The organism is Nostoc sp. UHCC 0870, from assembly GCF_022063185.1.
In the GTDB taxonomy this organism is placed as follows: Bacteria; Cyanobacteriota; Cyanobacteriia; order Cyanobacteriales; family Nostocaceae; genus Trichormus.
The window spans coordinates 300,220-324,174 of sequence record NZ_CP091913.1; the positions used below are offsets into that span (position 1 = coordinate 300,220).

Annotated in this window: 19 protein-coding genes and 1 tRNA gene; 14 read left to right on the plus strand and 6 right to left on the minus strand. The window is 42.7% G+C overall.

The features are described 5' to 3' along the window. Positions 1–11 precede the first annotated feature (11 nt). On the minus strand, positions 12–1,439 hold the full coding sequence (locus L6494_RS01270) for a BCD family MFS transporter (RefSeq protein ID WP_237991075.1): 1,428 nt from the start codon (positions 1,437–1,439) through the stop codon (positions 12–14). Positions 1,440–1,712: 273 nt separating this feature from the next. Between L6494_RS01270 and L6494_RS01275 the strand changes: the two genes are divergently transcribed. After that, on the plus strand, positions 1,713–2,606 hold the full coding sequence (locus tag L6494_RS01275) for an SDH family Clp fold serine proteinase (RefSeq protein WP_237991076.1): 894 nt from the start codon (positions 1,713–1,715) through the stop codon (positions 2,604–2,606). Between the two features lie 3 nt (positions 2,607–2,609). On the opposite strand, the gene L6494_RS01280 is transcribed toward L6494_RS01275, so the two are convergent. Further along, the gene (locus L6494_RS01280) at positions 2,610–3,416 is read right to left on the minus strand and encodes a peptidoglycan-binding domain-containing protein (RefSeq protein WP_237991077.1); all 807 of its coding nucleotides are present in this window, start codon (positions 3,414–3,416) and stop codon (positions 2,610–2,612) included. 265 nt (positions 3,417–3,681) lie between these two features. Here L6494_RS01280 and L6494_RS01285 point away from each other — a divergent pair, with 265 nt between their 5' ends. The 9 genes from L6494_RS01285 to L6494_RS01325 all read left to right on the plus strand — a co-directional run bounded on the left by L6494_RS01285 (position 3,682) and on the right by L6494_RS01325 (position 14,667). After that, on the plus strand, positions 3,682–5,124 hold the full coding sequence (locus tag L6494_RS01285) for a hypothetical protein (protein ID WP_237991078.1): 1,443 nt from the start codon (positions 3,682–3,684) through the stop codon (positions 5,122–5,124). A gap of 621 nt (positions 5,125–5,745) precedes the next feature. Continuing rightward, entirely contained in the window at positions 5,746–6,207 is a 462-nt protein-coding gene (gene rimP / locus L6494_RS01290) for a ribosome maturation factor RimP (RefSeq protein WP_237991079.1), read from the plus strand. A 185-nt stretch (positions 6,208–6,392) separates the two neighbouring features. Continuing rightward, a complete protein-coding gene (nusA, locus tag L6494_RS01295) occupies positions 6,393–7,679 on the plus strand; it encodes a transcription termination factor NusA (RefSeq protein WP_237991080.1) in 1,287 nt (428 codons plus the stop codon). Positions 7,680–7,828: 149 nt separating this feature from the next. Further along, positions 7,829–8,098 carry a YlxR family protein gene (locus L6494_RS01300; RefSeq protein WP_237991081.1) on the plus strand — a complete coding sequence of 90 codons (270 nt, stop codon included), beginning with the start codon at positions 7,829–7,831 and terminating at the stop codon, positions 8,096–8,098. 490 nt (positions 8,099–8,588) lie between these two features. Next, the gene (gene infB / locus L6494_RS01305) at positions 8,589–11,720 is read left to right on the plus strand and encodes a translation initiation factor IF-2 (protein WP_237991082.1); all 3,132 of its coding nucleotides are present in this window, start codon (positions 8,589–8,591) and stop codon (positions 11,718–11,720) included. Positions 11,721–11,850: 130 nt separating this feature from the next. Continuing rightward, positions 11,851–12,462 (plus strand): low-complexity tail membrane protein, encoded by a 612-nt coding sequence (locus tag L6494_RS01310; protein WP_237991083.1) that lies wholly within the window; start codon positions 11,851–11,853, stop codon positions 12,460–12,462. 6 nt (positions 12,463–12,468) lie between these two features. Then, a complete protein-coding gene (locus L6494_RS01315; RefSeq protein WP_237991084.1) occupies positions 12,469–12,648 on the plus strand; it encodes a hypothetical protein in 180 nt (59 codons plus the stop codon). A gap of 147 nt (positions 12,649–12,795) precedes the next feature. Next, positions 12,796–12,957, plus strand: coding sequence for a hypothetical protein (locus L6494_RS01320; protein WP_237991085.1), 162 nt, complete (start codon positions 12,796–12,798; stop codon positions 12,955–12,957). A 72-nt stretch (positions 12,958–13,029) separates the two neighbouring features. Continuing rightward, complete coding sequence (locus L6494_RS01325) at positions 13,030–14,667, plus strand: DUF1565 domain-containing protein (protein ID WP_237991086.1); 1,638 nt, start codon at positions 13,030–13,032, stop codon at positions 14,665–14,667. A 440-nt stretch (positions 14,668–15,107) separates the two neighbouring features. On the opposite strand, the gene L6494_RS01330 is transcribed toward L6494_RS01325, so the two are convergent. Continuing rightward, a complete protein-coding gene (locus L6494_RS01330) occupies positions 15,108–15,374 on the minus strand; it encodes a DUF3493 domain-containing protein (protein WP_237991087.1) in 267 nt (88 codons plus the stop codon). Positions 15,375–15,410: 36 nt separating this feature from the next. On the opposite strand from L6494_RS01330, the gene L6494_RS01335 reads away from it, so the two are divergent. From L6494_RS01335 to L6494_RS01345, 3 genes are all read left to right on the plus strand, one after another. Beyond that, positions 15,411–15,482 (plus strand) — tRNA-Thr (locus tag L6494_RS01335). 178 nt (positions 15,483–15,660) lie between these two features. Further along, positions 15,661–15,894: a hypothetical protein gene (locus tag L6494_RS01340; RefSeq protein ID WP_237991088.1), complete on the plus strand. Its 234-nt coding sequence runs from the start codon at positions 15,661–15,663 to the stop codon at positions 15,892–15,894. An 879-nt stretch (positions 15,895–16,773) separates the two neighbouring features. Next, on the plus strand, positions 16,774–17,142 hold the full coding sequence (locus L6494_RS01345; RefSeq protein WP_237991089.1) for a hypothetical protein: 369 nt from the start codon (positions 16,774–16,776) through the stop codon (positions 17,140–17,142). 288 nt (positions 17,143–17,430) lie between these two features. On the opposite strand, the gene L6494_RS01350 is transcribed toward L6494_RS01345, so the two are convergent. Further along, positions 17,431–17,613: a hypothetical protein gene (locus L6494_RS01350; RefSeq protein ID WP_237991090.1), complete on the minus strand. Its 183-nt coding sequence runs from the start codon at positions 17,611–17,613 to the stop codon at positions 17,431–17,433. 172 nt (positions 17,614–17,785) lie between these two features. Here L6494_RS01350 and L6494_RS01355 point away from each other — a divergent pair, with 172 nt between their 5' ends. Next, on the plus strand, positions 17,786–22,003 hold the full coding sequence (locus tag L6494_RS01355; protein WP_237991091.1) for a CHAT domain-containing protein: 4,218 nt from the start codon (positions 17,786–17,788) through the stop codon (positions 22,001–22,003). Positions 22,004–22,436: 433 nt separating this feature from the next. Here L6494_RS01355 and L6494_RS01360 read toward each other — a convergent pair whose 3' ends face one another. Next, on the minus strand, positions 22,437–22,817 hold the full coding sequence (locus tag L6494_RS01360) for a hypothetical protein (RefSeq protein ID WP_237991092.1): 381 nt from the start codon (positions 22,815–22,817) through the stop codon (positions 22,437–22,439). Positions 22,818–22,900: 83 nt separating this feature from the next. Next, a complete protein-coding gene (locus L6494_RS01365) occupies positions 22,901–23,944 on the minus strand; it encodes a M42 family metallopeptidase (protein WP_237995745.1) in 1,044 nt (347 codons plus the stop codon). Positions 23,945–23,955 lie beyond the last annotated feature (11 nt).

A 23,955-nucleotide genomic window follows, 5' to 3' on the forward strand; every position in this document is an offset into this window, starting at 1 on the left:
CCAAAGCCGTTTTAGTCTAAATCACTTTGTAATACAGAAGCGATCGCTTCCTTGGTATTGGTTTGAAATTCTGTCACGTTGACCCGATTGAGAAACCAAATCGACACCACCATACCTAAAGCTTCCAAAGCAAATACTAGTCCATAGGCTAATTCTAATGTTGGTAGCACTCTCCGGCCTAAATCTAAAACTGCTCCACCTGCAACTACTGCTAGTCCCCTAGAAATAGACTGCGCCAATCCCCAAGCACCAATAAATGTCCCTGCACTTTCCGCAACAGTGAGATCCAGCATCAAGCTAATTGCAGCTGTCGTTAAAAACCCAGTCGCTAACCCAAATAAAACTAGAGCAAACTTCAAAAAGGTAGGATTCGCTGAAAATCCCGACGCACCCAACAATAACGCGGCAAATGCTACCAAAACACAGCCCAAGCGTGCAGTTCTGCGTTTACCCAAACGCGGTACAATCAAAAAGCCTGTGACTCCGTAGGCAATCAACAGACCTGTACCATAAAAAACGTTGAGTTTGGTACTTTCACTCAAGGGCATTTTAAATACTTGACCCGCAAAAGGTTCGAGAATCGGGTCTTGCATGAACAAGGAAAATGTCATCACCAATAAAAAGGTGAAAAACAACCCTGTTTGGGGACTAGCTGTTAAAATCTTCCACGCTGCACCCAAGGTGATGCTGTCTTCGCGGTTGCTGAGACTAGAACGGCTAGTATAGAAAGAATACTTTTTTTCTACGCCCCAGGTTGCCACAAACGACAACCCAAACACAATCGCCGGCACAATCACAAACAGTCTGTTAACTGCTGCTTGTAAAATAACTATATTGGCTTCTGGCGTTAATTGTTCGAGCAAACTAGAACTAATAATTGCCCCGACAATAATCCCCAGCATCAGCATTGACCACACCACACCGACTACTTTGGAACGGTTATCTTCCTCGGAGACATCCACCAATAAAGCCGCAAAAGCCGTACCACTAGCGCAAATAGCTAGACCGTAGACGGCAAAAACTAACCCTAAAACTGCTGTCCAGCCAATAGTAGCCGTTGTCCACACCCAGCCATTAGGATCATTGGCTACACTATTTAACTGCCACATTACTTGTACAGCTAAAAAAGCCGCGATCGCAAATATTGCTGCACCTATCCAAACATAAGCTGTACGGTGATAACCCCACAAAGGCTTGGCATCGGAAATCTGACCAAACCAAATCCGCGAAGGAGACACAAAAGCAGGCAATGCGAGTACCAACGCCACCAACGTCGCTGGAATTGCTATTTCTTGAATCATGACTCTGTTCAGTACACCCAGAGTCAAAATAGACATCATGGCCAATCCCATTTGAAATAGGCCCAGTCGAAACATTGTCAAGAGATTCACTCTCTTAACTGACTCAGGTTTTATTGACTCAAAATTGCTGGTTGCCATTGATAATTCACTGAAAACACTACAGAATTTCGTCGTTCTTTAACTTAAGATAAACCGCAATTACCAGTCTTGAACAATTTCCTGGCTAGATGCTAGTGGGTTCTGCTCCTAGGAAACTGAACATTTAGAGATAATAAGAGCCGCAGGAATATCAAAATTTAGCTGACGAGAACTAGGGGTGAATTCTGATGAGTGAGATTAACCCGTAGATAGAAATGCGATCGCTCAAAATTTGTCAAAATTATAACTATGTTGTAATTTTTGACCTAACCTATGGGCTTTGGTATCGGGGATTTATTCTGGATTTTCCTGCTTCTTTCTTCCTTACAACCCATCTGGCAAAAACGCCAAATGGAATATCGACGCTTTCGCGCTTTGCACGAATTTCAACAACAACGCAACAGCCGTGTCATTTTATTAATACACCGCCAAGAGTCTATCAGTTTGCTAGGTATTCCCATTTCTCGTTACATCACAATTGAAGACTCAGAACAAATCCTGCGGGCAATTCGCCTCACGCCCCCTGATGTTCCCATAGACTTAATTCTGCATACTCCTGGCGGTTTAGTGTTGGCTACCGAACAAATCGCTAGAGCATTAATTCGTCATCCATCAAAAGTCAGTGTGTTTGTCCCTCACTATGCCATGAGTGGCGGCACAATGTTGGCTCTCGCTGCCGATGAAATTGTCATGGATGCCAACGCCGTCCTAGGGCCTGTTGATCCCCAACTTGGTAACTACCCAGCCGCCAGTATTCTCAAAGTCGTTGAAGATAAACCTATCAGTGAGATTGATGACCAAACCCTAATTATGGCAGACCTAGCAGGCAAAGCTATTCAACAGGTACAACGCTTTGTGCGGACTCTGCTTAAAGATAATATCCCCAGACAAAAAGTTAAGCCTGAAGATATCGAACCAATAATTGAAGCCCTAACTACTGGGCGTGTTACCCATGACTACCCCATCACCGTTGAGGAAGCTACAGAAATAGGGCTGCCCGTAACTGTAGGGCTGCCCCGTTCCATATATGAATTGATGGATTTATATCCACAACCACAAGGTGGAAGACCTACTGTTCAGTATATTCCCATGCCTTATGATGACCGTCGTCCAATTCTACCAACTCCCAAAGGTAGACCTATGGAAGAACCCAATCAAAAAACTTGATGTTTAGGGTGTTGGAGATGGCGTTGCTGTTGGAGTTGGTGTCGCTGTTGGAGTTGGTGTCGCCGTTGGAGTTGGTGTCGCTGTGGGAGTTGGTGTCGCTGTGGGAGTTGGCGTTACTGTTGGGGTTGGTGTCGCCGTTGGCGTTGGCGTTGCTGTTGGAGATGGTGTCGCCGTTGGGGTTGGTGTTGCCCTTGGCGTTGGCGTTGCTGTTGGGGTTGGTGTTGCCCTTGGCGTTGGTTTAATTGTCGGTGTAGTCGTGGGTTTAGAAGTTGGTGATGGTGATGGTTTTGATGTTGGCGTAGCCGTCGGTGATGGTGATGGCTTCGTATTGGACTGATTAATAATGTTCTTCGCTTCTTGATCTAGCTTTTGACGGAGTGCCAAATTAGCTATACCAGTTTCTTGTAGTTGATTTTTTTTCTGATACTCTTTGACTAACTCTTCTGTGCGATCGCTGTAAAATTGGTCACGAGCCAATGGAGATTTAGGCTTGAGTACAGCATTTAAGTTACCTTGAAGAATTTGCACGATAGTAGCAGCAAAATCTTGGGTTTTTGGCCCGGCTATACCATCTATAGGGAGCTTATAACCTCTCTGCAATTCACTAATTGCTTTTTTCGTTTCCTCATCAGTGAGAGGTGAATTTGTAACTTTAACGTTGTAGCCTAGACCCCGCAATACCGAACGGAACTCTTGCGGTGTATAGTTACGTTGACGCGCTGCAAAGGTTGTATTTGATATTACTACACTAGCAGTAACCAAACAAGCAGCACCGATAATCATGCTTGATTTTCTGAAACCACACCACATAATTTCACACTCCATTCAATTAAGTCAGCATTATAAACGTTAACAGAGAAATTTGATATTTCCTTATATTTTTTTCTTAAAAATTCATGATTATTGATTAATCAAGGTCATGTTGATAAAATTTAACACTTAATACCAAAAAAAGTTTTTTGCCCTCTATCTAAAGAAACAAATTAACTGATATATGATGCTACTGTGCAATTAGCTAAATGTAGTTTAGGTTAGTTAAAATATTGTATTAAAGCCTGTATAATTTGCAACAAAAATGGCTAATAAAAAAATACCAAAGAAGAAAAATTTATATTTTGAAAGATTGATGGCAACTATTGCCACAATCAACCTCTGCTTAGTTTTATTTGATTTAAGTTATGTACCCTGGCGGACTTTATATTTACGTAATCTTCCCCAAATTACTCAAATATATGACCCCATTAAAGGTATTGAACCCCACAGAGAAACAAACAATTATCTAAAAACACTAAACGCGCTAGAAGCACAAGTTAGTCAGACAGGCTTAACATCACCAGAAGCCAAAGCCAAATTACAGGAAATTAGCCGTTTGAGCAGCGAGATGATTGATAGTAATCCATTTGTAAATGCTAACAAAAGTGGAAACTTAGAAAAAATCAAAAACCGAATGCGCGATCGCATCGGTAAAGAATCAGCGAAAGAGTCATTTGATACATTTTGGAGTCAACCATACTTATCCCAAAATGGTTGGCAAAAAGAAATGATTTTTTTTAATCGGCAAATTCGACCTTTAATTGCTGCTAACTACTATCGCCAAATTGGTGAAAGTGGTGATTTTGTAGATATGTTTTGGGTGATTGATTTACCATTTGTTTTCTTATTTAGCATAGAATTTTTGACGCGTATATTCTATATTAAACGTCGCCATCCTAGTTTTAGTTGGTTCAATGCTATTTTGTGGCGGTGGTATGATCTCTTTCTGCTTATACCTTTCTGGCGTTGGTTACGAATTATCCCTATCACTATCCGTTTAGATCAAGCAAAGTTAGTAAATATTCAACCATTCAATAGACAATTTCACCAAACAGTAGTCGCAAATTTTGCCGAAGACATCACAGAAGTCGTAATCATTCGAGTCATCAACCAGATGCAAATTTCTATTCAACAGGGTGAAATTATACGCTGGCTATTACAAAAAGAGAATTTACGCCCTTATATAGATATAAATAATGTAAATGAAATTGAAGCGATCGCAGGTCTTTTGGTCCAAACCATTGTCTATCAAGTATTACCCAAAATTCAACCAGAACTCACCGCAATTTTAGTCCACAATATTGAAACTGTACTCCATCAAGTCCCCCTTTCCCGTAACCTGCAAATCTTACCTGGAGTTGCAAAGATACAAACTCAACTTAGCGAACAACTAGCCACTCAACTCACTACTAATCTTTACAAAGCACTAGTCGGTGCTGTAGAAGATCCTGTAGCCGCAAAACTCACCAATCAACTTGTAGAACGCTTCAGCCAAGCTTTAGGTACTGAAATACAGAAACAGCAAGTCATTTCTCAAATCCAAAGTTTACTTGTTGATTTTCTAGAAGAAGTCAAACTTAACTACGTGCAGCGTTTATCTCAAGAAGATATCGAGCAAATCTTAGAGCAAACCAGACAACTCAAAACCCAACCACCCATCCATCCAGTAGCAAAACAAGCTACTCTCCCAAAGATTAGGTATTAGCGACTGGGGAGAAATTAAACCAATTCGCAATGGACTAACGTCCCGCTCCGCTAACGCAATGGACTAACGTCCCGCTCCGCTAACGCAATGGGCTAACGCCCCGCTCCGCTAACGCAATTCGCTTTTTCCGTGTTGTAAGGGAGATTTAGACCCCGCCACAACACTTGCGGCTTTATAGAAGCCGGGGATTTGAACCCCTACATTTTGTTAAGTCAAAAGTCAAGTCGCTTCGCTCCAATTCAAAATTCAAAATTCAAAATTCAAAATTAAATACCCCACGGATAAATCAGGGGGCTTGAATTAATGCTGTTTCACTTTTTTTCTTCTCCATAAATAAATTTAGGGGCTTGCATCCTTTTTTCTTTGGTCAAAACTAAATAACTCCTTGAGACTCGGTACAAAAACTAGCGGAGTCACGCAAAGAGAGTAGAGGAATTAAATTTTACCCCAATCCCCAATCCCCAATCCCCAATCCCCAATCCCCAATAACTATTGACTATCAAAGAAATGCGCTACACTCAGATGAGAGGCGAACCAATCATGGTTCGTCACAATACTTCTTGGAAGATATTTCTATCGCAGGAAGTGGGTTGATGCCCACTTTTTTTATTGGTTTCGGACATGGCTCATCCTCTAGTTCCACAAATTACAGATTTGGCAATACCAGTAGCAGAACAACTGGGATTGGAAGTCGTTGGCATAGTTTTTCATACTAACCAACGTCCACCAGTATTACGGGTAGACATCCACAATCCCGTGCAAGATATTGGCTTGGATGATTGTGAGAGAATGAGCCGTGCGCTCGAAGCTGTCTTAGATGCTACAGAGATTATTCCAGATGCCTATGTTTTGGAAGTTTCTAGCCCTGGTATTTCACGGGAATTAGTAACAGACAGGGAATTTATTTCCTTCAAAGGTTTTCCTGTCATTGTCTCCACTTCTCCATCCTACGAAGGACAACAAGAATGGAATGGTCAACTGATTCGCCGCGATGAAACAAAAATTTACTTAAATCAAAAAGGTCGTGTCATTGAAATTCCTCGCTCCCTCATTACTAGGGTGCAGTTAGATGAGCCGCGATAAGTAAGTAGTGAGGGACTAGGAACTAGAGACGGGGAACTGGGGATTAGGGACTAGGGACTAGGGACTAGGAACTGGGAACTAGAGTACAAATTTGCTCTAATCCCAGTTCCTTAATGCTTAATTTTTATTCTTTTGCCATGCCCAATTCCCAATAGCCAATTCCCAATTTTTAAAGGAGATTGCTTATGTCAATGGTTAGTTTACCAGGATTAAAAGATTTAATAGAAAGTATTAGTCGTGAGCGTAATTTGCCTCGCCTGGCTGTGCAATCAGCGATTAGAGAGGCACTACTTAAAGGTTACGAACGTTACCGCCGCGCTCAGAATTTAGAACGCAAACAGTTTGATGAAGATTATTTTGATAATTTTGAAGTTGAATTAGATATTGACGGAGAAGGATTTCGCGTCCTTTCCACAAAAACTATTGTAGAAGGAGTCAATAATTCCGATCATCAGATATCCTTAGACGAAGTGCAGCAAGTAGCACCTGAAGCCCAGTTGGGAGACTCCGTAGTATTGGATGTCACCCCCGATCAGGGAGAATTTGGGCGGATGGCAGCGATGCAAACTAAGCAAGTGCTAGCGCAAAAGCTCCGGGATCAACAACGGCAAATGGTGCAAGAAGAATTCCAAGACTTGGAAAGCACTGTATTGCAAGCTAGGGTTTTACGGTTTGAACGCCAATCAGTGATCTTGGCAGTCAGCAGTACCTTTGGGCAACCAGAGGTAGAAGCCGAACTACCCAAGCGGGAGCAATTACCCAACGATAACTATCGTGCCAATGCTACATTTAAGGTGTATCTCAAAAAGGTTTCCCAAGGTCAACAACGGGGGCCGCAACTGCTTGTATCTCGTGCCGATGCTGGGTTGGTAGTTTATTTATTTGCCAACGAAGTACCAGAAATTGAAGATGAAGTAGTGCGGATTGTGGCTGTAGCCAGAGAAGCCAATCCTCCCTCCCGATATGTAGGCCCAAGGACTAAAATAGCGGTAGATACCCTTGATCGTGATGTAGACCCAGTAGGGGCTTGTATTGGTGCGCGGGGATCACGCATTCAGGTAGTAGTTAATGAATTACGCGGTGAAAAAATAGACGTAATCCGTTGGTCTCCAGACCCAGCCACATACATCGCCAACGCTCTGAGTCCAGCGCGGGTAGACGAAGTACGTCTGATGGACACGGAGAGCCGGCAAACTCACGTATTAGTAGCCGAAGATCAACTGAGTTTAGCAATTGGCAAAGAAGGGCAGAATGTACGTTTAGCAGCTCGTTTGACTGGCTGGAAAATTGACATTAAAGACAAAGCCAAATATGACCACGCTGGAGAAGATGCCAAATTTGCTGCGGTTCGCGCCCAATATACACCAGAGGAAGATGACACAGAATTTGAGGAGCTAGAGTATGAAGAAAATCAACTAGACGAAATGGAAGATTTAGAAGATGAACCTTTTGACACCAATGACGAAGAGTGATTTATCAGCTTAAATAAAGTTCTGGTAGGATTAATTTCAGTACCAATCTTCATGATTACTTAAAATTTGGCAACTTTATAGGAATAGAGATTGGCTCAACTTACTTTAATTATTACCGACCAAAATTCTGTTAAATGCTCAGAATCTCGATGAAACCTAATTATCGGAGTTGCGTCAGTTGTCGTAAAGTAGGCTTAAAAGAAGAGTTTTGGAGGATTGTCCGTGTCTTTCCTTCCGGGAAGGTACAATTAAATCAGGGCATGGGGCGTTCAGCTTATATTTGCCCACAACAGAGCTGTTTGCAAATAGCTCAGAAAAAAAATAAACTAGGGCGATCGCTACGTGCATCAGTACCAGAAACACTGTACCAAACATTGTGGCAACATCTAACCCCAAACAATTCCCAAAAAGAAATTTAGGTTTGAATTGCTTTTTTAACCCTAATTTCTAGGGGAATTTCGCCAAAATTCCAACTATTCGAGGGATGACATCCCCTCTGCAATTGTTAGGCTTAGTGGCAAAATAGTAAATGGGTGTAGTTAGCAAACAGCTCTCCTGAAAACTAAAGAAGAGCAAAGCAGTACTCCCAACAAGTGTCATTCAATTGTGTTGTGGAAGACTCAGAATCAACAAAACAAAAAACCACCGAATGGCAACCTGGTAGCGTTCAGGCTCAGTTCGGCATCATCGGCAATCATAAAGACCTTTTCTTTAGAAAAAATTTATGGTTGTCAGTTAACCACCATTTACAGTGGAGATGCCAACATTAAACCGACACATCTCTCTTTCCTGATTGGAGGCACCGGCAAACAAACCAAGGGCAACCTAAAAACAGTAATCGAAGGATGGAGATGTCGCACTCCCAGGCAACCATCCGCAAAAAAACTGTAAATTAAAGGGGAAGAGTGGATGAACAACGGCAAAGTTAGAATCTATGAATTATCAAAGGAATTGAATTTGGATAACAAAGAGCTATTAGCAATTTGCGACCAGCTCAACATCGCGGTCAAAAGTCATAGCAGTACAATTTCAGAAACAGAGGCAGAAAATATTAGGGCGGCTGCTGAAAAACTAGCAGCTACACATGGAACGCCCAAAAAAGAATTCAATACATCCAGTCATAAACCCAATTCATCACCCACCGGCTCGCGCAACCGCCCTGCCCAACCTCACAAACAACAAATTTTGGAAATTCGCAAACCCAAAATATTGAAAAATCCTACTTCTAATGCCCCCGAAGCCTCAGTAGCTAGCAATAATCAAATTGCTTCATCTGACGTGAATTCTCCTGCACCACCAAAGCCCTTTGCTACACAAGTCTCACCCATGAAGCCGACGGCTCCTCCTACTCGACCTGTTCCCCGGAATCAATCTGAAACTTCTCAAGTACAAGCTGCCCCAGAAACAGAGCCAACACCTAAAACACAGGCATCTGAAAAAATCGCAGCTGAGAAGCCAGAAAAAGTAGTTTCATCCAGACCAAGACCAGAAAAACCCCAAAAACCCCAACTGGTCGCTCCACCTGCTAGGCCTTTAGCAGAACAGTCAGACGTAGCTGAACAGGTAAGTCCTTCAGGAAAACCGATCCTCAAACGCGAACGCCCACAGCGTGCGGAGGACGATCGCGATCAACCAAGGACAAAAGTCTCTAAACCTACACAAACAGAGACATCTCCAGCACCAGTACAAAAACAGCTACGTACCACTCCATCCCCATCCAAACCGGAACATCGTGTTAATCGACCCGGCGCACCAGGCGGGGAAGGGCAACGTCCTAGTAGACCAGCACGTCCATCAGAAGTGGTAGCAGCAATGCCAGTGGCAACTCCGCCAAAACCGATGGCAGGAGGACTATCGAACAGAGGAGAAGCTCCTAATGATCGAGCTACACCTGATCTACTTGATTTGAAACGCCCGACACCACCCCGTCTAGCTAGTAAGGGTGGCAAGAAGTGGCAAGAAGAAGAGATCATCGATGAAATTAAAGAAAAAGCCGGTAAGGTAGGGGTCAAAGGTAAGCGAGTCAAGCCCATCCTCGAAGATGATTTACTCGATGAAGATGATTTACTCGATGAAGATGGACTAGAAATACCAGCTGCCGTTCAGGTAAGCCTTTCTATTGCTCGTCCTCCCAAACCCAAAGCAGCCCGACCTGCACAGCCTTCTACCGTAGCTGTGGTTAGTTCCCCCACTACCAGAAGTAAAAAGTTTGGCTCTCGTGACCATAATCGCCGTCAACAAGAAGTTGAGGTCAAACGGGATCGTCCAAGCAAACTGGTAGTTACCGGCCCCATGACGGTGCAGGAACTAGCTGAAGGTTTAATAGTAGCCGATACAGAGATTGTCAAAATCCTGTTTATGAAAGGCATGGCGGTGAGTATCACCCAAAATCTGGATATCCCGACAATTACTTTAGTTGGTAAAGAACTAGAAGTAGAAATCGAAACCGCCGAACCAGAAGCTGAAGCCCGCAAAGTCACAAACATGATTGATGTTGGCGACCAGGAACATCTCATCCGTCGTCCACCAGTAGTGACAATTATGGGTCACGTAGACCACGGTAAAACGACCTTACTCGACTCGATTCGGAAAACGAAGGTAGCAGCTGGTGAAGCTGGTGGGATTACCCAGCACATCGGTGCATACCATGTAGACATCGAACATGAAGGTCAGCCACACCAGATAGTCTTCCTAGATACACCTGGTCACGAAGCCTTTACCGCAATGCGGGCAAGGGGCGCAAGGGTGACAGATATAGCAATTTTAGTAGTGGCTGCGGATGACGGTGTGCGTCCCCAAACAGTGGAAGCAATTAGCCATGCTCAAGCCGCAGGCGTACCCATTCTTGTTGCCATTAACAAAATTGACAAAGAAGGGGCGCAGCCCGACCGCGTCAAACAAGAACTCACCCAGTATGGTCTAACACCAGAAGAATGGGGCGGTGAAACGATTATGGTTCCTGTGAGTGCCATCAGAGGAGAAAACCTCGATACACTCCTAGAGATGATTCTCTTGGTCGCAGAAGTTGGAGAACTATCTGCCAACCCAGATCGTTCAGCTAGAGGAACTGTAATTGAAGCGCACTTAGATAAAGCTAAAGGCGCAGTGGCTACCCTACTGATTCAAAACGGTACTCTCCATGTCGGAGATATGCTCGTTGCTGGTTCAGCCTTCGGTAAAGTCCGGGCAATGGTGAACGATCGCAGCAAACGGGTAGATATTGCTTCTCCTTCCTTTGCTGTTGAGGTACTGGGTTTAAGTGACGTACCCGCCGCAGGTGACGAATTCGAGGTCTTCCATAACGAAAAAGAAGCCAGATCGATCGCCTCAGACCGTGCCGACAAACAACGCCTATCGCGTCTGTTACAAGGACGTGTCACCCTCACCACCCTATCCGCTCAAGCTCAAGAAGGCGAGTTGAAAGAACTCAACTTAATCTTGAAAGCCGACGTACAGGGTTCTGTGGAAGCCATTGTGGGTTCACTCAAACAAATTCCCCAAAACGAAGTCCAAATTCGGATGCTGTTGTCTACAGCCGGGGAAATTACTCAAACAGATATTGACCTAGCCGCAGCCAGTGGCGCAGTCATTATTGGCTTTAACACCACCTACGCCAGTGGTGCAAGACAAGCCGCCGACGAAGCAGGTGTAGATGTGAGAGAATACAACATCATCTACAAACTCTTGGAAGATATCCAAGGTGCTTTAGAAGGTCTGTTAGAACCAGAGTTGGTAGAAGAACCCCTCGGTCAAACCGAAGTCCGCGCTGTCTTCCCAGTCGGTCGCGGTGCTGTTGCTGGTTGCTATGTTCAATCTGGCAAACTCGTCCGCAACTGCAAAGTACGGATACGTCGCGGCAGTAAAGTCGTCTATGAAGGCGTACTCGATTCCCTGAAGCGGATGAAAGAAGATACGCGAGAAGTCAACGCTGGCTATGAATGCGGCGTGGGCATGGATAAGTTCCATGACTGGGCTGAAGGTGACATCATCGATGCGTACCAGATGGTAACTAAACGCCGTACCCTGGCGTTAACAAGATAGTGCTGAGTACCAAGTTCTGAGTGCTGAGTAAAAGTGATGAGTAGAGAGTTGTAGAAATTTTCTCAACTCACAACTCACAACTTGAAAATCAACACCCAGAACTCAAAACTCAAGACTCAGGACTTTTATTATGCGCTCATTTCGTTCTGAACCTATTTTGTGGATTCATGTTGCTGGCTTGGCAACACTACCTGTGTTTTTACTGCTGTGCTTGTTGTTTTTGTCAGTGGGGCAGCCGTTATTACCCATGTGGATGGAGCTTTTGCTAGTAGCAGGAATTGGTGTGATGCCCCTTTTGTGGATGCAGTTACGCCGTCCTTTTTACATATATGCCATTTTGGGCGTAGCTCTCAAACCAGAAAATCTGACTGAGCAGCAAAGAAAAATTCTCTGTTTAATTAATACAAAGTTAAATCGGGTGCTGGCACTGCTGGCAGCAATAATATCAATTTTGATCCTATGGCAACTCTACCAAGTAACGCCCTTAGTGGTGAATGTAGCGAGTTTTTTACCACAATGGCGGAGTTTGGCATTATTAATGGCTGGCTTAACCTTTTTGGCAAGTAATTTATTTCTTCAAATTCCACTGAGCGTAGCACGAGTTTTAGTGACAAATGACACAGAATTTGCTGCCCTAGAACCGTTACCTTTAGAGAAGATTAACCAGGATTTCACGATTTTAGGGGTGCGGGTTAATAAAATCTTGCCCCAGTTGACTGTTAAAGTTGAAACTGAGGAATAGGGGAATATGGCTAAACTTCAATTTTCTCGTGATTCAGACATTTGGCAAAATCTCCAATACGCGATCGCTGCTAGTTCTGGTTTCCAACGCTGGCAAGTAGAAAGCTACACTCAATTACAAGAACTGCGCCTAGAACAGCAGGTGCAGCGATATTTAAGGGAAACTTTAGAAACATTAGCTTACTAACAAAAAAATTCCAATTAGTTTAAAAAACAATGCCAGGCATATAGAAAGGGGATCTATTTATCTAGATCCCCTTTCTGTTGTTTTTGGGCTGGATTCCTGAAGTATCTAAATTTTTATGAATTAACAACATAGATTGTAGCGAGCGATTTGTTCACTAATATACCAACATTAGGTGCGATCGCTAAAAGTGCAGCATATCTCCATGATGACCCTCAAAGTTATATTTTTAGACCCAATCTAGATAATTTATGTATTTTCTTGCGAAACTTAGGTGCTGAATCGCTAGTCATCCGCTATAGTTTTGCATAAGTTTTGTAGCTAGATATCCGCTACATAACACCCATTCAACTAACCCATATTCAGCATTCCACAGAAGTAAAAATGAAACATCAGGGCTTAAATATATATTCGGCGAAACCCCTGTCCACAGGAATCATCGCTTTGTTCTTGGCTACCACTGGAATAACCCTAATTTCCAGCCAAGTAAGTGCCAACCCACAACTAATCAACCCTAATCTCACAGCGCAAGTTCCCACAACTGCACCTGTGATTTATGTCAACTCCGCTACTGGTGCAGATACAGCCGGTGCTGGTAATACCACCACCCCTTACAAAACAATTACCTACGCTCTCAATCAGGCTCAAACAGGTACTACTATTCAAATTGCACCTGGAAACTATAACAGTGAAACTGGAGAACAATTTCCACTCGTAGTAAAACCAGGGGTGACACTGCGAGGTGATGAATCTAGCCGAGGACAAGGAATATTAATTACAGGTGGTGGTTTTTATACCAGTCGCACCTTTGCCAGACAAGATGTAACCATTTTAGCGAGTGAAAATACGACAATTGCAGGTTTAACAGTCACCAACCCCAATCAACGTGGTACTGGTGTCTGGGTAGAATCAACTAATCCCACCATCAAAAACAACACTTTTACAAAAAACGTTAGGGATGGCGTTTTTGTGACCGGTACAGGAAACCCGAAAATCGAAAGTAATATCTTTGTCCAAAACACAGGTAATGGACTTTCTATTGCTAAATCGGCTCAAGGTGAAATTCGCAATAACTTATTTCAGGACACAGGTTTTGGCATAGCTATTGGAGGTGACTCTACACCTTTGGTAGTAGAAAACCAAATTGTCCAGAACCAAGATGGTCTGTTTATCTCAGAATCAGCCAAGCCCATCCTGCGTAAAAATGTCATTCAAAACAATAAGCGAGATGGCATTGTAGCTACTGTTAATGCTCAACCAGATTTAGGTACTAACGAAAATCCTGGTGGTAATTTGATTCGCAGTAACACTCGTTATGATTTGAATAACGCCACTAGAACAAATCGCATTTTGGCTGTGGGTAATGATATCGACCAGAAAAAAATTCTTGGTCAGGTAGATTTTGTCGCCGCCACTGTTGAACAACCGGTTTCAGGAACAGGATTTAAAGATGTAACGGCAAATTATTGGGCTAAAGGCTATATAGAAGCCTTGGCTGCACAAAATATTATTGCGGGCTTTCCTGATGGTACATTTAAACCCAACGACCCTGTAACCCGCGCCCAATTTGCCACCATTATCACTAAAGCCTTAACACCACCAGTTAAACGGCCTGCTATTCAGTTTAGAGATGTCAGTAGTAATTTCTGGGCTGCTGCTGCTATTCAAGCTGCATACCAGAGTCAATTTGTAGCTGGTTATCCTGATGGAAATTTCAAACCCCAGCAACAAATCCCCAGAGTCCAAGCTTTAGTAGCCCTAGCTAATGGACTAGGATTAACTGCTGATAATCAGAATGTTATTTCTATTTACACTGATGCTGGTCAGATCCCCAATTATGCACGTAGTCCAGTTGCGGCTGCAACCGCCAGACAATTAGTAATTAACTATCCCAACGTTAACCAACTTAATCCCAATCGGGAAGCTACTAGGGCAGAGATTGCTGCTTTTGTTTATCAAGCCCTAGTCAACGCTGGACGCGCCCAACCACTACCTTCATCTTATGTAGTTAGAGTTCCGTAAGTTGATGATTTAAAAATTGCCAGTGCCAGAATCAGCAAGAACTGACCTGGCACTGGCAAAATTGTTTGTTTTCTTAAAATTGGGGTCTTTAAATTGCTTGACCCCTGTTTATATTATGGGTTTATGTTCAGGGTCTTTATTTAGCTGACCCCGTTTCAACAAATATTAGTGTCGCAGAAATTTTTAGATTTTTTGATTTTGTAATATTTTTTTTATTTTTTCTCTCTTAATATTTCAAAATGTATCAAAATATCAATTACCTGAGTTAAATTCTAAAAAAATAACTAAACAAACATCATACTTGTATTTTCAAAAAACTAAACAATATTACCTAATTCTCTGCTCCCTGTGCGTTTATCTTCTCTGGGAGACGCTGCGCGAATGCGCCCCTCTGCGTTTAAATGAATTTTTCCTCTCAATTCGCCTTGTCTTTACTAACTTTAGCGACGTTGGCGGCGTTGCTCCCAACGCCAGAGAAAAATCATCAGTGCTACTATTCCCACTTGGAGAGCAAAGTTAGGTAAAGCGTTTTCAATATCCCTACCAGCCAGAAGTTGAAAAAAGAAGACAAATGCACCGATAAAACCAGAAGCACCAAAACCAATATAAATAAATTGCCTCAAGCCGCGATAAGGTGTTACTGTTTCGGCTTTGAGGCGGGCATATTGTTCTGAGTTTAGGCGTTTTTTGGGATTTGGTTCAACCATAGGTAAATAATAATGCTATAATATTCTATCGTGTATGCCGATGTGGCTCAGTGGTAGAGCAGCTGATTCGTAATCAGCAGGCCGTGGGTTCAAATCCCATCATCGGCTTTGAATACAACTACTCAAACTCAGTTTTAAAAAGAACCACCCCCAACCCCCTCCCCGCAAGCAAGGAGGGGGCTATGATATAGCTTATGTGATAAGGAAACGCGATCGCCTTTTCTTTCTTTTGTCTTGTTCTTGACTATGAAAGTAAAATCAAATTATCCTCTACCTCAGCGCGATCGTGGTTGTCCCAGAACTCGAACAACAACTCCTTCAGCTTTCACCAGACGATAAACTTTATATTATTCAACTTTTAGCACAAAGCCTGACTACACACAATAACAACACTCAGCCTGTGCAAACAAGCAAAATCCCAGAATATCCCCAGCCTCATTTCTACGGATGTCTCCAAGATGAGTCATTTTTTCGCCATCCCCAAGGACAACAACCAGAACGCGAACCAATAACTTGCTAATTGAGGATTGGAAGATATAGCAGCGATCGCTTTGTTACAGGTGCGATTGTTAATTGCAATAGCTATACCTAAAATGTAATTTGCTACATTCATAATGTATAGCCTTGCATTCATAATGTATTGCCTTACATTAATGATGTATCGCTTTACATTCGCAATGTATTGCCCTACGGAAAAATAATATTAACTCTCTTTAATTAAAACTCAAACCCAAAACTATACTTATAGACTCTCTGGGAAACCTGTTATTGCGATCGCGTTGCAGAGGACATTTGCATGGCTGGGTTTCCCTCGCTGTAGCAACTGGCGTGAGAGGTTGTCTGAAAAGTAGAAATTTTTACCCCCCTTAATTCCCCCCTTGGAAAGGCTAGGGTGTACACACATCTTTGTGCTAGGTGCAAAATGTGGTTTGATCCCCCTAAATCCCCCTTAAAAAGGGGGACTTTGATTCTTGTTCCCCCCTTTTTTTAGCTACGGTGTATACACAAGTCAGATTTTCTTTCTATATAAAGGTTTTACCCCCCTTAATCCCCCCTTGGAAAGGGGGGAAACCGGAAAATCTAGTTCCCTCCCCTTTCTAAGGGGAGGGTTAGGGTGGGGTAATTCGAGGACAGATAGTGATTCGATAACTTGTGTATACACGGTAGCTTTTTTAAGGGGGGTTAGGGGGGATCAAAACGTTGTAGGGCTAGGTTATTAGACTTGTGTGTTTTCAAACATCCTTTGAGGGGTACTCTGCGAGTAGCTGCTTTGCGTCTTTGGATAAGGTGTGTCAAAAATTAAGTTGCAGATGGCGTTAATTACGTGTATTTTCTCAAGCAATTTCAGGTTTAAATTGACACGCTAAATATATAGTCCACTACGGATATATTAACAGCCATGCAAAACACAAACCGCCGTCTCTCTCCTCCTAGCATTGATCAAGATATTAATTCATTCCACGGTTTGCAAACCATCAATAATTATCAAACCAGCCGAGATGATGCTTCCACGAGCAAGTTAGAGGAATCTTATCAAGCAATGTTAAATGCTCAAAAAGCCGAGGTTGAGAAACTAACTTTATACCGTGCTGCGGCTGATGCGGCTCGATTAGCGGAGTGGGAATTTCACAATGCGGTGTTAGCTATGAAAGAAGTTGTACGGGGACAGTATGGCTCAGATAGTGATCAGGCTCAAGCTGTGGGATTGAAGAAAAAATCAGAGCGTAAGCGTCCTAGCCGCAAAAAGTTAGTTGAGGCTATGAGTTAGTCGTTAGACACCTCCAGAAATTAGTTCTGCGTTACCCGAAACCTTTGTAGAAACGTAGCATTGCTACGTCTCTACATTGATTTTCACTCCTATGTCTATTAGAGGGTGTTTGAAAAGTCCCCTTTTATGTCATGCTGACGAAGGAAGCATCCCAGTATAACGGTGAAAACGCGGATTCTTTCCTACGGAACGCTTCGCGTTAAGCGCAGCTATGCCGCAGGCTTTACCTTCCGCAAAGCTCCACTCAGAATGACAAAGGATACCTGACAAAACTTTTCAAACAGCCTCTTAAGTTTTATGCAACAAAGAAACATCTTTCAATAACTTTGGAAGATAAGAAACAAATTTTTTCTTGCTCTTTCTTTCTTGTGCTTTTAAATCTTGATAAATTGCTTGTAAGTCATTATTAAATTGATTTGAATGAGCTTGTCTAGCTTGATAAACTTCTTCGATAATTGGATCTTCCCACATAACTTTTACCTTTCTCTCAGTTGACTGAAGTTTCTACATAGACTTTTTCTTTCATGAGATTCTTGCATCGTCAGAAACACATCACCTGTGATGAAATTCTACACTTTTATGGAATTGAGGGCGTTGGTGTTGAATTTATCTTAGGATCTAGTTGTATCTCACGCCCTCACTCATGAACGAACAGCGTCAGCAAGCCTATCTCAACCTCATTCGTAGCCTGTTAGATGCTCCCAGTGGTGAAGAACCAGAGATTTTAGCAGCACACCAAGAATTACTTGATGCTGGCTTTGTGCAAACGGTAGAAGAAGTAGCACAGATGTGTTTTCAACATGGAGATGAGAATACAGCGAATAGGTTGCGAAATTTGGTAATGCAAGTAGGGGAAGGGTTGAATCTAGATAATAAAGTAGATTTGCAATCGCTCAGTGAGGAGGAGAAACAAGCATATTTCCAATTCTTGATGGAGGTACTACAAGCAACCGCAGACGGTAGTGGTAATCGCCAGTTAGTTTACCCCTTACTGGCAAATAATACAGACAAACTTGATGGCGTGTTAGCAGAAATATTACGTCATTGGGGGACAATAGAACCAGCAGATAAGGCGGAATCTATAGCAGCAGTTATTGTTAAATTTAGCGATTTAATTCAGCAATTCCCCTTGGGTGACAAAGCCAGTAATATGGAAATTGCCATCACTGGCTATAAAGTCGCTTTAACTGTCTACACCAGAGAAGCTTTGCCTCAAGATTGGGCAGCAGTGCAAAATAATCTCGCTGCTGCCTACAGCGATAGAATCAAAGGAGACAGGGCAGAGAATATCGAAAATGCGATCGCTGCTTATACTGCTGCTTTAACTGTCAGAACCAGAGAAGCTTTGCCTCAAGATTGGGCAGCAGTGCAAAATAATCTCGCTGCTGCCTACAGCGATAGAATCAAAGGAGACAGGGCAGAGAATATCGAAAATGCGATCGCTGCTTATACTGCTGCTTTAACTGTCAGAACCAGAGAAGCTTTGCCTCAAGATTGGGCAGCAGTGCAAAATAATCTCGCTGCTGCCTACAGCGATAGAATCAAAGGAGACAGGGCAGAGAATATCGAAAATGCGATCGCTGCTTCTACTGCTGCTTTAACTGTCTACACCAGAGAAGCTTTGCCTCAAGATTGGGCAATGACGCAACATAATCTCGCTGCTGCCTACAGCGATAGAATCAAAGGAGACAGGGCAGAGAATATCGAAAATGCGATCGCTGCTTCTACTGCTGCTTTAACTGTCTACACCAGAGAAGCTTTGCCTCAATATTGGGCAGGAACGCAACATAATCTCGCTGCTGCCTACAGCGATAGAATCAAAGGAGACAGGGCAGAGAATATCGAAAAAGCGATCGCTGCTTCTACTGCTGCTTTAACTGTCAGAACCAGAGAAGCTTTGCCTCAAGATTGGGCAATGACGCAAAATAATCTCGCAAATGCCTACAGCGATAGAATCAAAGGAGACAGGGCAGAGAATATCGAAAATGCGATCGCTGCTTCTACTGCTGCTTTAACTGTCTACACCAGAGAAGCTTTGCCTCAAGATTGGGCAAGAGTGCAACATAATCTCGCAAATGCCTACAGCGATAGAATCAAAGGAGACAGGGCAGAGAATATCGAAAATGCGATCGCTGCTTTTACTGCTGCTTTAACTGTCAGAACCAGAGAAGCTTTGCCTCAAGATTGGGCAGGAACGCAAAATAATCTCGCAATTGCCTACAGGGAGAGAATCAAAGGAGACAGGGCAGAGAATATCGAAAATGCGATCGCTGCTTTTACTGCTGCTTTAACTGTCAGAACCAGAGAAACTTTGCCTGTTGACTGGGCAATGACGCAAAATAATCTCGCTGCTGCCTACAGCGATAGAATCAAAGGAGACAGGGCAGAGAATATTGAAAATGCGATCACTGCTTATACTGCTGCTTTAACTGTCTACACCAGAGAAGCTTTGCCTCAAGATTGGGCAAGAGTGCAACATAATCTCGCTGCTGCCTACAGTAAGAGAATCAAAGGAGACAGGGCAGAGAATATCGAAAATGCGATCGCTGCTTATACTGCTGCTTTAACTGTCAGAACCAGAGAAGCTTTGCCTCAAGATTGGGCAATGACGCAAAATAATCTCGCTGCTGCCTACAGCGATAGAATCAAAGGAGACAGGGCAGAGAATATCGAAAATGCGATCGCTGCTTCTACTGCTGCTTTAACTGTCTACACCAGAGAAGCTTTGCCTCAAGATTGGGCAAGAGTGCAACATAATCTCGCAAATGCCTACAGGGAGAGAATCAAAGGAGACAGGGCAGAGAATATCGAAAATGCGATCGCTGCTTTTACTGCTGCTTTAACTGTCAGAACCAGAGAAGCTTTGCCTCAAGATTGGGCAATGACGCAAAATAATCTCGCAAATGCCTACAGCGATAGAATCAAAGGAGACAGGGCAGAGAATATCGAAAATGCGATCGCTGCTTTTACTGCTGCTTTAACTGTCAGAACCAGAGAAGCTTTGCCTCAAGATTGGGCAGGAACGCAAAATAATCTCGCAATTGCCTACAGGGAGAGAATCAAAGGAGACAGGGCAGAGAATATCGAAAATGCGATCGCTGCTTTTACTGCTGCTTTAACTATCTACACCAGAGAAGCTTTGCCTCAATATTGGGCAGGAAATTTGTGGGGACTGGGATCTGCTTACCAAGACGCAAATAAGTTTGACTTAGCATACAATACTTTTGAGTCTGCCATTGACACAGTAGAATCGTTACGGGAAGAAATAGTTTCTGGTGAAGAGAGCAAACGCAAACAAGCGGAAAAATTTAACAAAGTTTATAGCCTCATGGTAGAAGTTTGTCTGGAATTGAGCAAAGATATCGAAGCAATTGAATATGTTGAACGGAGTAAAACCCGCAATTTAGTTGAACAAATTCTTGAACGTGACTCTAAAACTATCTTCCCTCCAGAAGTATTCACTCAATTAGAAAAATACAGGGATGAAATAGCCGCAGGACAAAATAAAATCCAAAATGGTAAAGCGGAAAATCCCCAAGATTTAGCAAAACATCTCCAAGAATTGCGACGACAGCGTAACGAATTACAAAACGAATATTTACCTGTTGGTTATGGTTTTGATTTTAATTCATTTCAGGCTACGTTGAATGAGAATACAGCCATCATTGAGTGGTATATTCTTAATGATAAAATATTGGCGTTTATTGTCACCAAAACAGGAAATGTAACAGTTTGGCAATCCCAAACAAAAGACAGAGAAGATTTGGGAAATTGGGGAAATCAATATTTACAAAATTACTACTATCAAAAAGACCAATGGCTTAATAAATTAGGAGCATCACTCCAAGAATTAGCCTCAACTCTGCACATTGATGAGATATTAACCCAGATACCAAAGCACTGCGATCAACTCATCCTCATTCCCCATAGATTCTTGCACTTATTCCCCCTTCATGCACTCCCAGTAAATCAATATTCTGAAAATCCGTCTTGTCTTCTAGATTTGTTTCCTGGTGGTGTCAGCTATGCACCCAGTTGTCAACTACTACAACAGGTACAACAGCGCAAACGTCCTGATTTTCAATCTCTATTTGCAATTCAAAACCCTACAGGCGATTTAAATTATACAGATTTAGAAGTACAAGTTATTCAAAGCTACTTTAATACTGCCAACGTCCTGAAAAAAACAGATGCGACACTCACCGCAATTAATAATTCTGACTTAAATACTTACCACTGCGCCCATTTTAGCTGTCACGGGTATTTTAACTTAACAAACGCTGGTAAATCAGCCCTAATTTTAGCAAATGCACCCACCTCAGATACACCAACAAAACCAGACTCCGAACGTTACTTAAATGTGCGAGCAGGAGAAACCCACGATTTAGAAGAATGTCTTACCCTAGATAAAATCTTCGCTCTACAATTAGGAAAATGTCGCCTCGTCACCCTTTCCGCTTGCGAAACTGGATTGATTGATTTTAAAAATACCAGTGATGAATATATTGGTTTACCTAGTGGTTTTCTGTTAGCTGGTAGTAAAGCTGTAGTTAGTAGTTTGTGGACTGTCAGCGATTTATCTACAGCATTTTTGATGATGAAATTTTATGAAAACCTGCAAATAATAAATAGTGTCTCTCTAGCACTTAATCAAGCACAGGAATGGCTACGAAATTTAACGACAGAAGAATTTGCAGCACTATTAGCTAAATATGATGCACAAATTGAAGAAATTTTTGCTCAACTTCCTAAAGGAGAGCGTCCTGTTGCAAGAGCGGAATTAAGAAGAACTTGCGAGCGTAAACCCCACCCTTTTGCAGCACCATTTTACTGGGCGGGATTTACAGCTACAGGGCTTTAACAGTGAACAGTGAACAGTGAACAGTGAACAGTTGATTCTGTTCACTGATTTAATGTGAGTTCGATGACCTCTCCCCAACCCCTCTCCGACGCGGAGAGGGGCTTAAATATCTTGAAATATCAACGAAAAATGAAGCTTTTAAAGCCTCTCTCCTTGCAGGCTACGGTGTACACACAAGTATTAAAATCCCAGTCACCACTTGCTTTATAGCCCTGAAATGTCATTCTGAGTGGAGCGGAGCGGAAGGAAGAATCTCGGACTTGCACCGTAGTCTCTAGATGTTTCATTTCGCTGTCGCTACATTCAACATGACAGTTGAGAATTTTGTCAAGGTTCTGAAATGTATGCTGGTAGCACTTGTGTGTACACCGTAGCTCCTTGCAGGGGAGAGGTTTGGAGAGGGGTTTTTTTAATTCGTCGAACTCACGTTGATTTAAGATTCAGGTTTGGAAGTTTTACAAAACTGCTTCACGCCAATTTTGGCAACATAAATTACTACCGGCGTTGCCAAGGCTATAGGAATATTACCACTTGCTGCTAGGTAGGCGATCGCAGCTGTCAATACGCCTGTCATCAACTCATCAAATTCTTCCTGACAGATGATGTTGCTGAGTTTTTCGGCTAATTTCTCTAAATAATTTGAATCTCCTCTTAAGCTAACTTCTGCATCAGTTGTCTCAACAGCAATCAACTGTGCTGCTGCTTCCAGATTTCCCTCACACTCTTCTATAGCATCTAAAGCCGCTAAAGCCTCTGGACTATCCGCCAACTGGCTGCGAAACTGACTAATTTCTTCTGGTGTAACGGTAAGCATTTAAGAGTTTTAACCAGTAAATATACGAAAAACTAGATAATTATACACTTCATGGCTTTTCCCTAGATAGGGTTCTAGAATAATTAGTCAAACTCAGTTTCACAAAAAGCTTTCAATAAAATAATACAGTTGGAAATTGCACCCAAATGAGCAATTTCATAACCGTGGGTGTTTTGGGTAGGAAATGCCAAACAAGCAGCACGTCCCACATGACCAAATTTCATTGCTATAGAAGCATCACTACCAAAGCCACTTAAGGTAGTTAGCTGTACAGGCATATTTAATTGCTTCGCACATTGGCGCAATTGTCCATTTAGCCCTTCATCATATATCCCATAGGCATCCTGAGCTAAAAGTACCGGATTTTCGCCGTCTTTAACCGGATATTCCTCAGATAACGGACAAATTTCTAAAGCAATCAAAGCATCTAAACGCTGATTTTGGGTAAAAAATAATGCCCCAATTGCGCCTACTTCTTCTTTGGCGGAAGCCACTAAATAAACATCCACGGCTGGCTGTTTTAAGTGCTGTGCTAACGCCAATAAAATTGCCACAGATGCTTTGTTATCTAAGGTGTAGCTAGCAATGTGATTTTTAAGCCTGATGGGCTGTTTACGATGCTTCCCAATTACCATTCTTGTTCCCGGACGAATCCCAGCCGCTTCTAACTCATCCGTAGTCAGTTTAGTTTCAATCCAGGCATTTTCCCATTTAATCGGAGTCTCTTCTTGCTGGACTTTTTGCGGGGATTCGTGGGAGACGTGGCGCGAACCAAAACTGAGAATACCGCTAATGGTTTCGTTGTCTCCTAGTAAATCAACAACACCTTCCCCGTAAACCCAAGGGAAAGCACCGCCTAACTTGCGGACTTCTACCCTACCCGCATCACCAATATTTTTAACGATCGCACCAATTTCGTCTTTGTGGGCTGTAATCGCCACTGCTCTATCAGAATTTTTACCGGAAATCTTCGCAATAATATTATCGGCGCGATCGCACCAAACTTCTACACCCAGCCCAGTAAATCGCTGCATCAGCAATTGATTGATTTCCCCTTCTGCACCGCTAGGAGAATGGTGCATGACTAATTCCGTGATAGTTTCAAATAAGCGATCGTCAGCCCACATTGGTCTTTTCA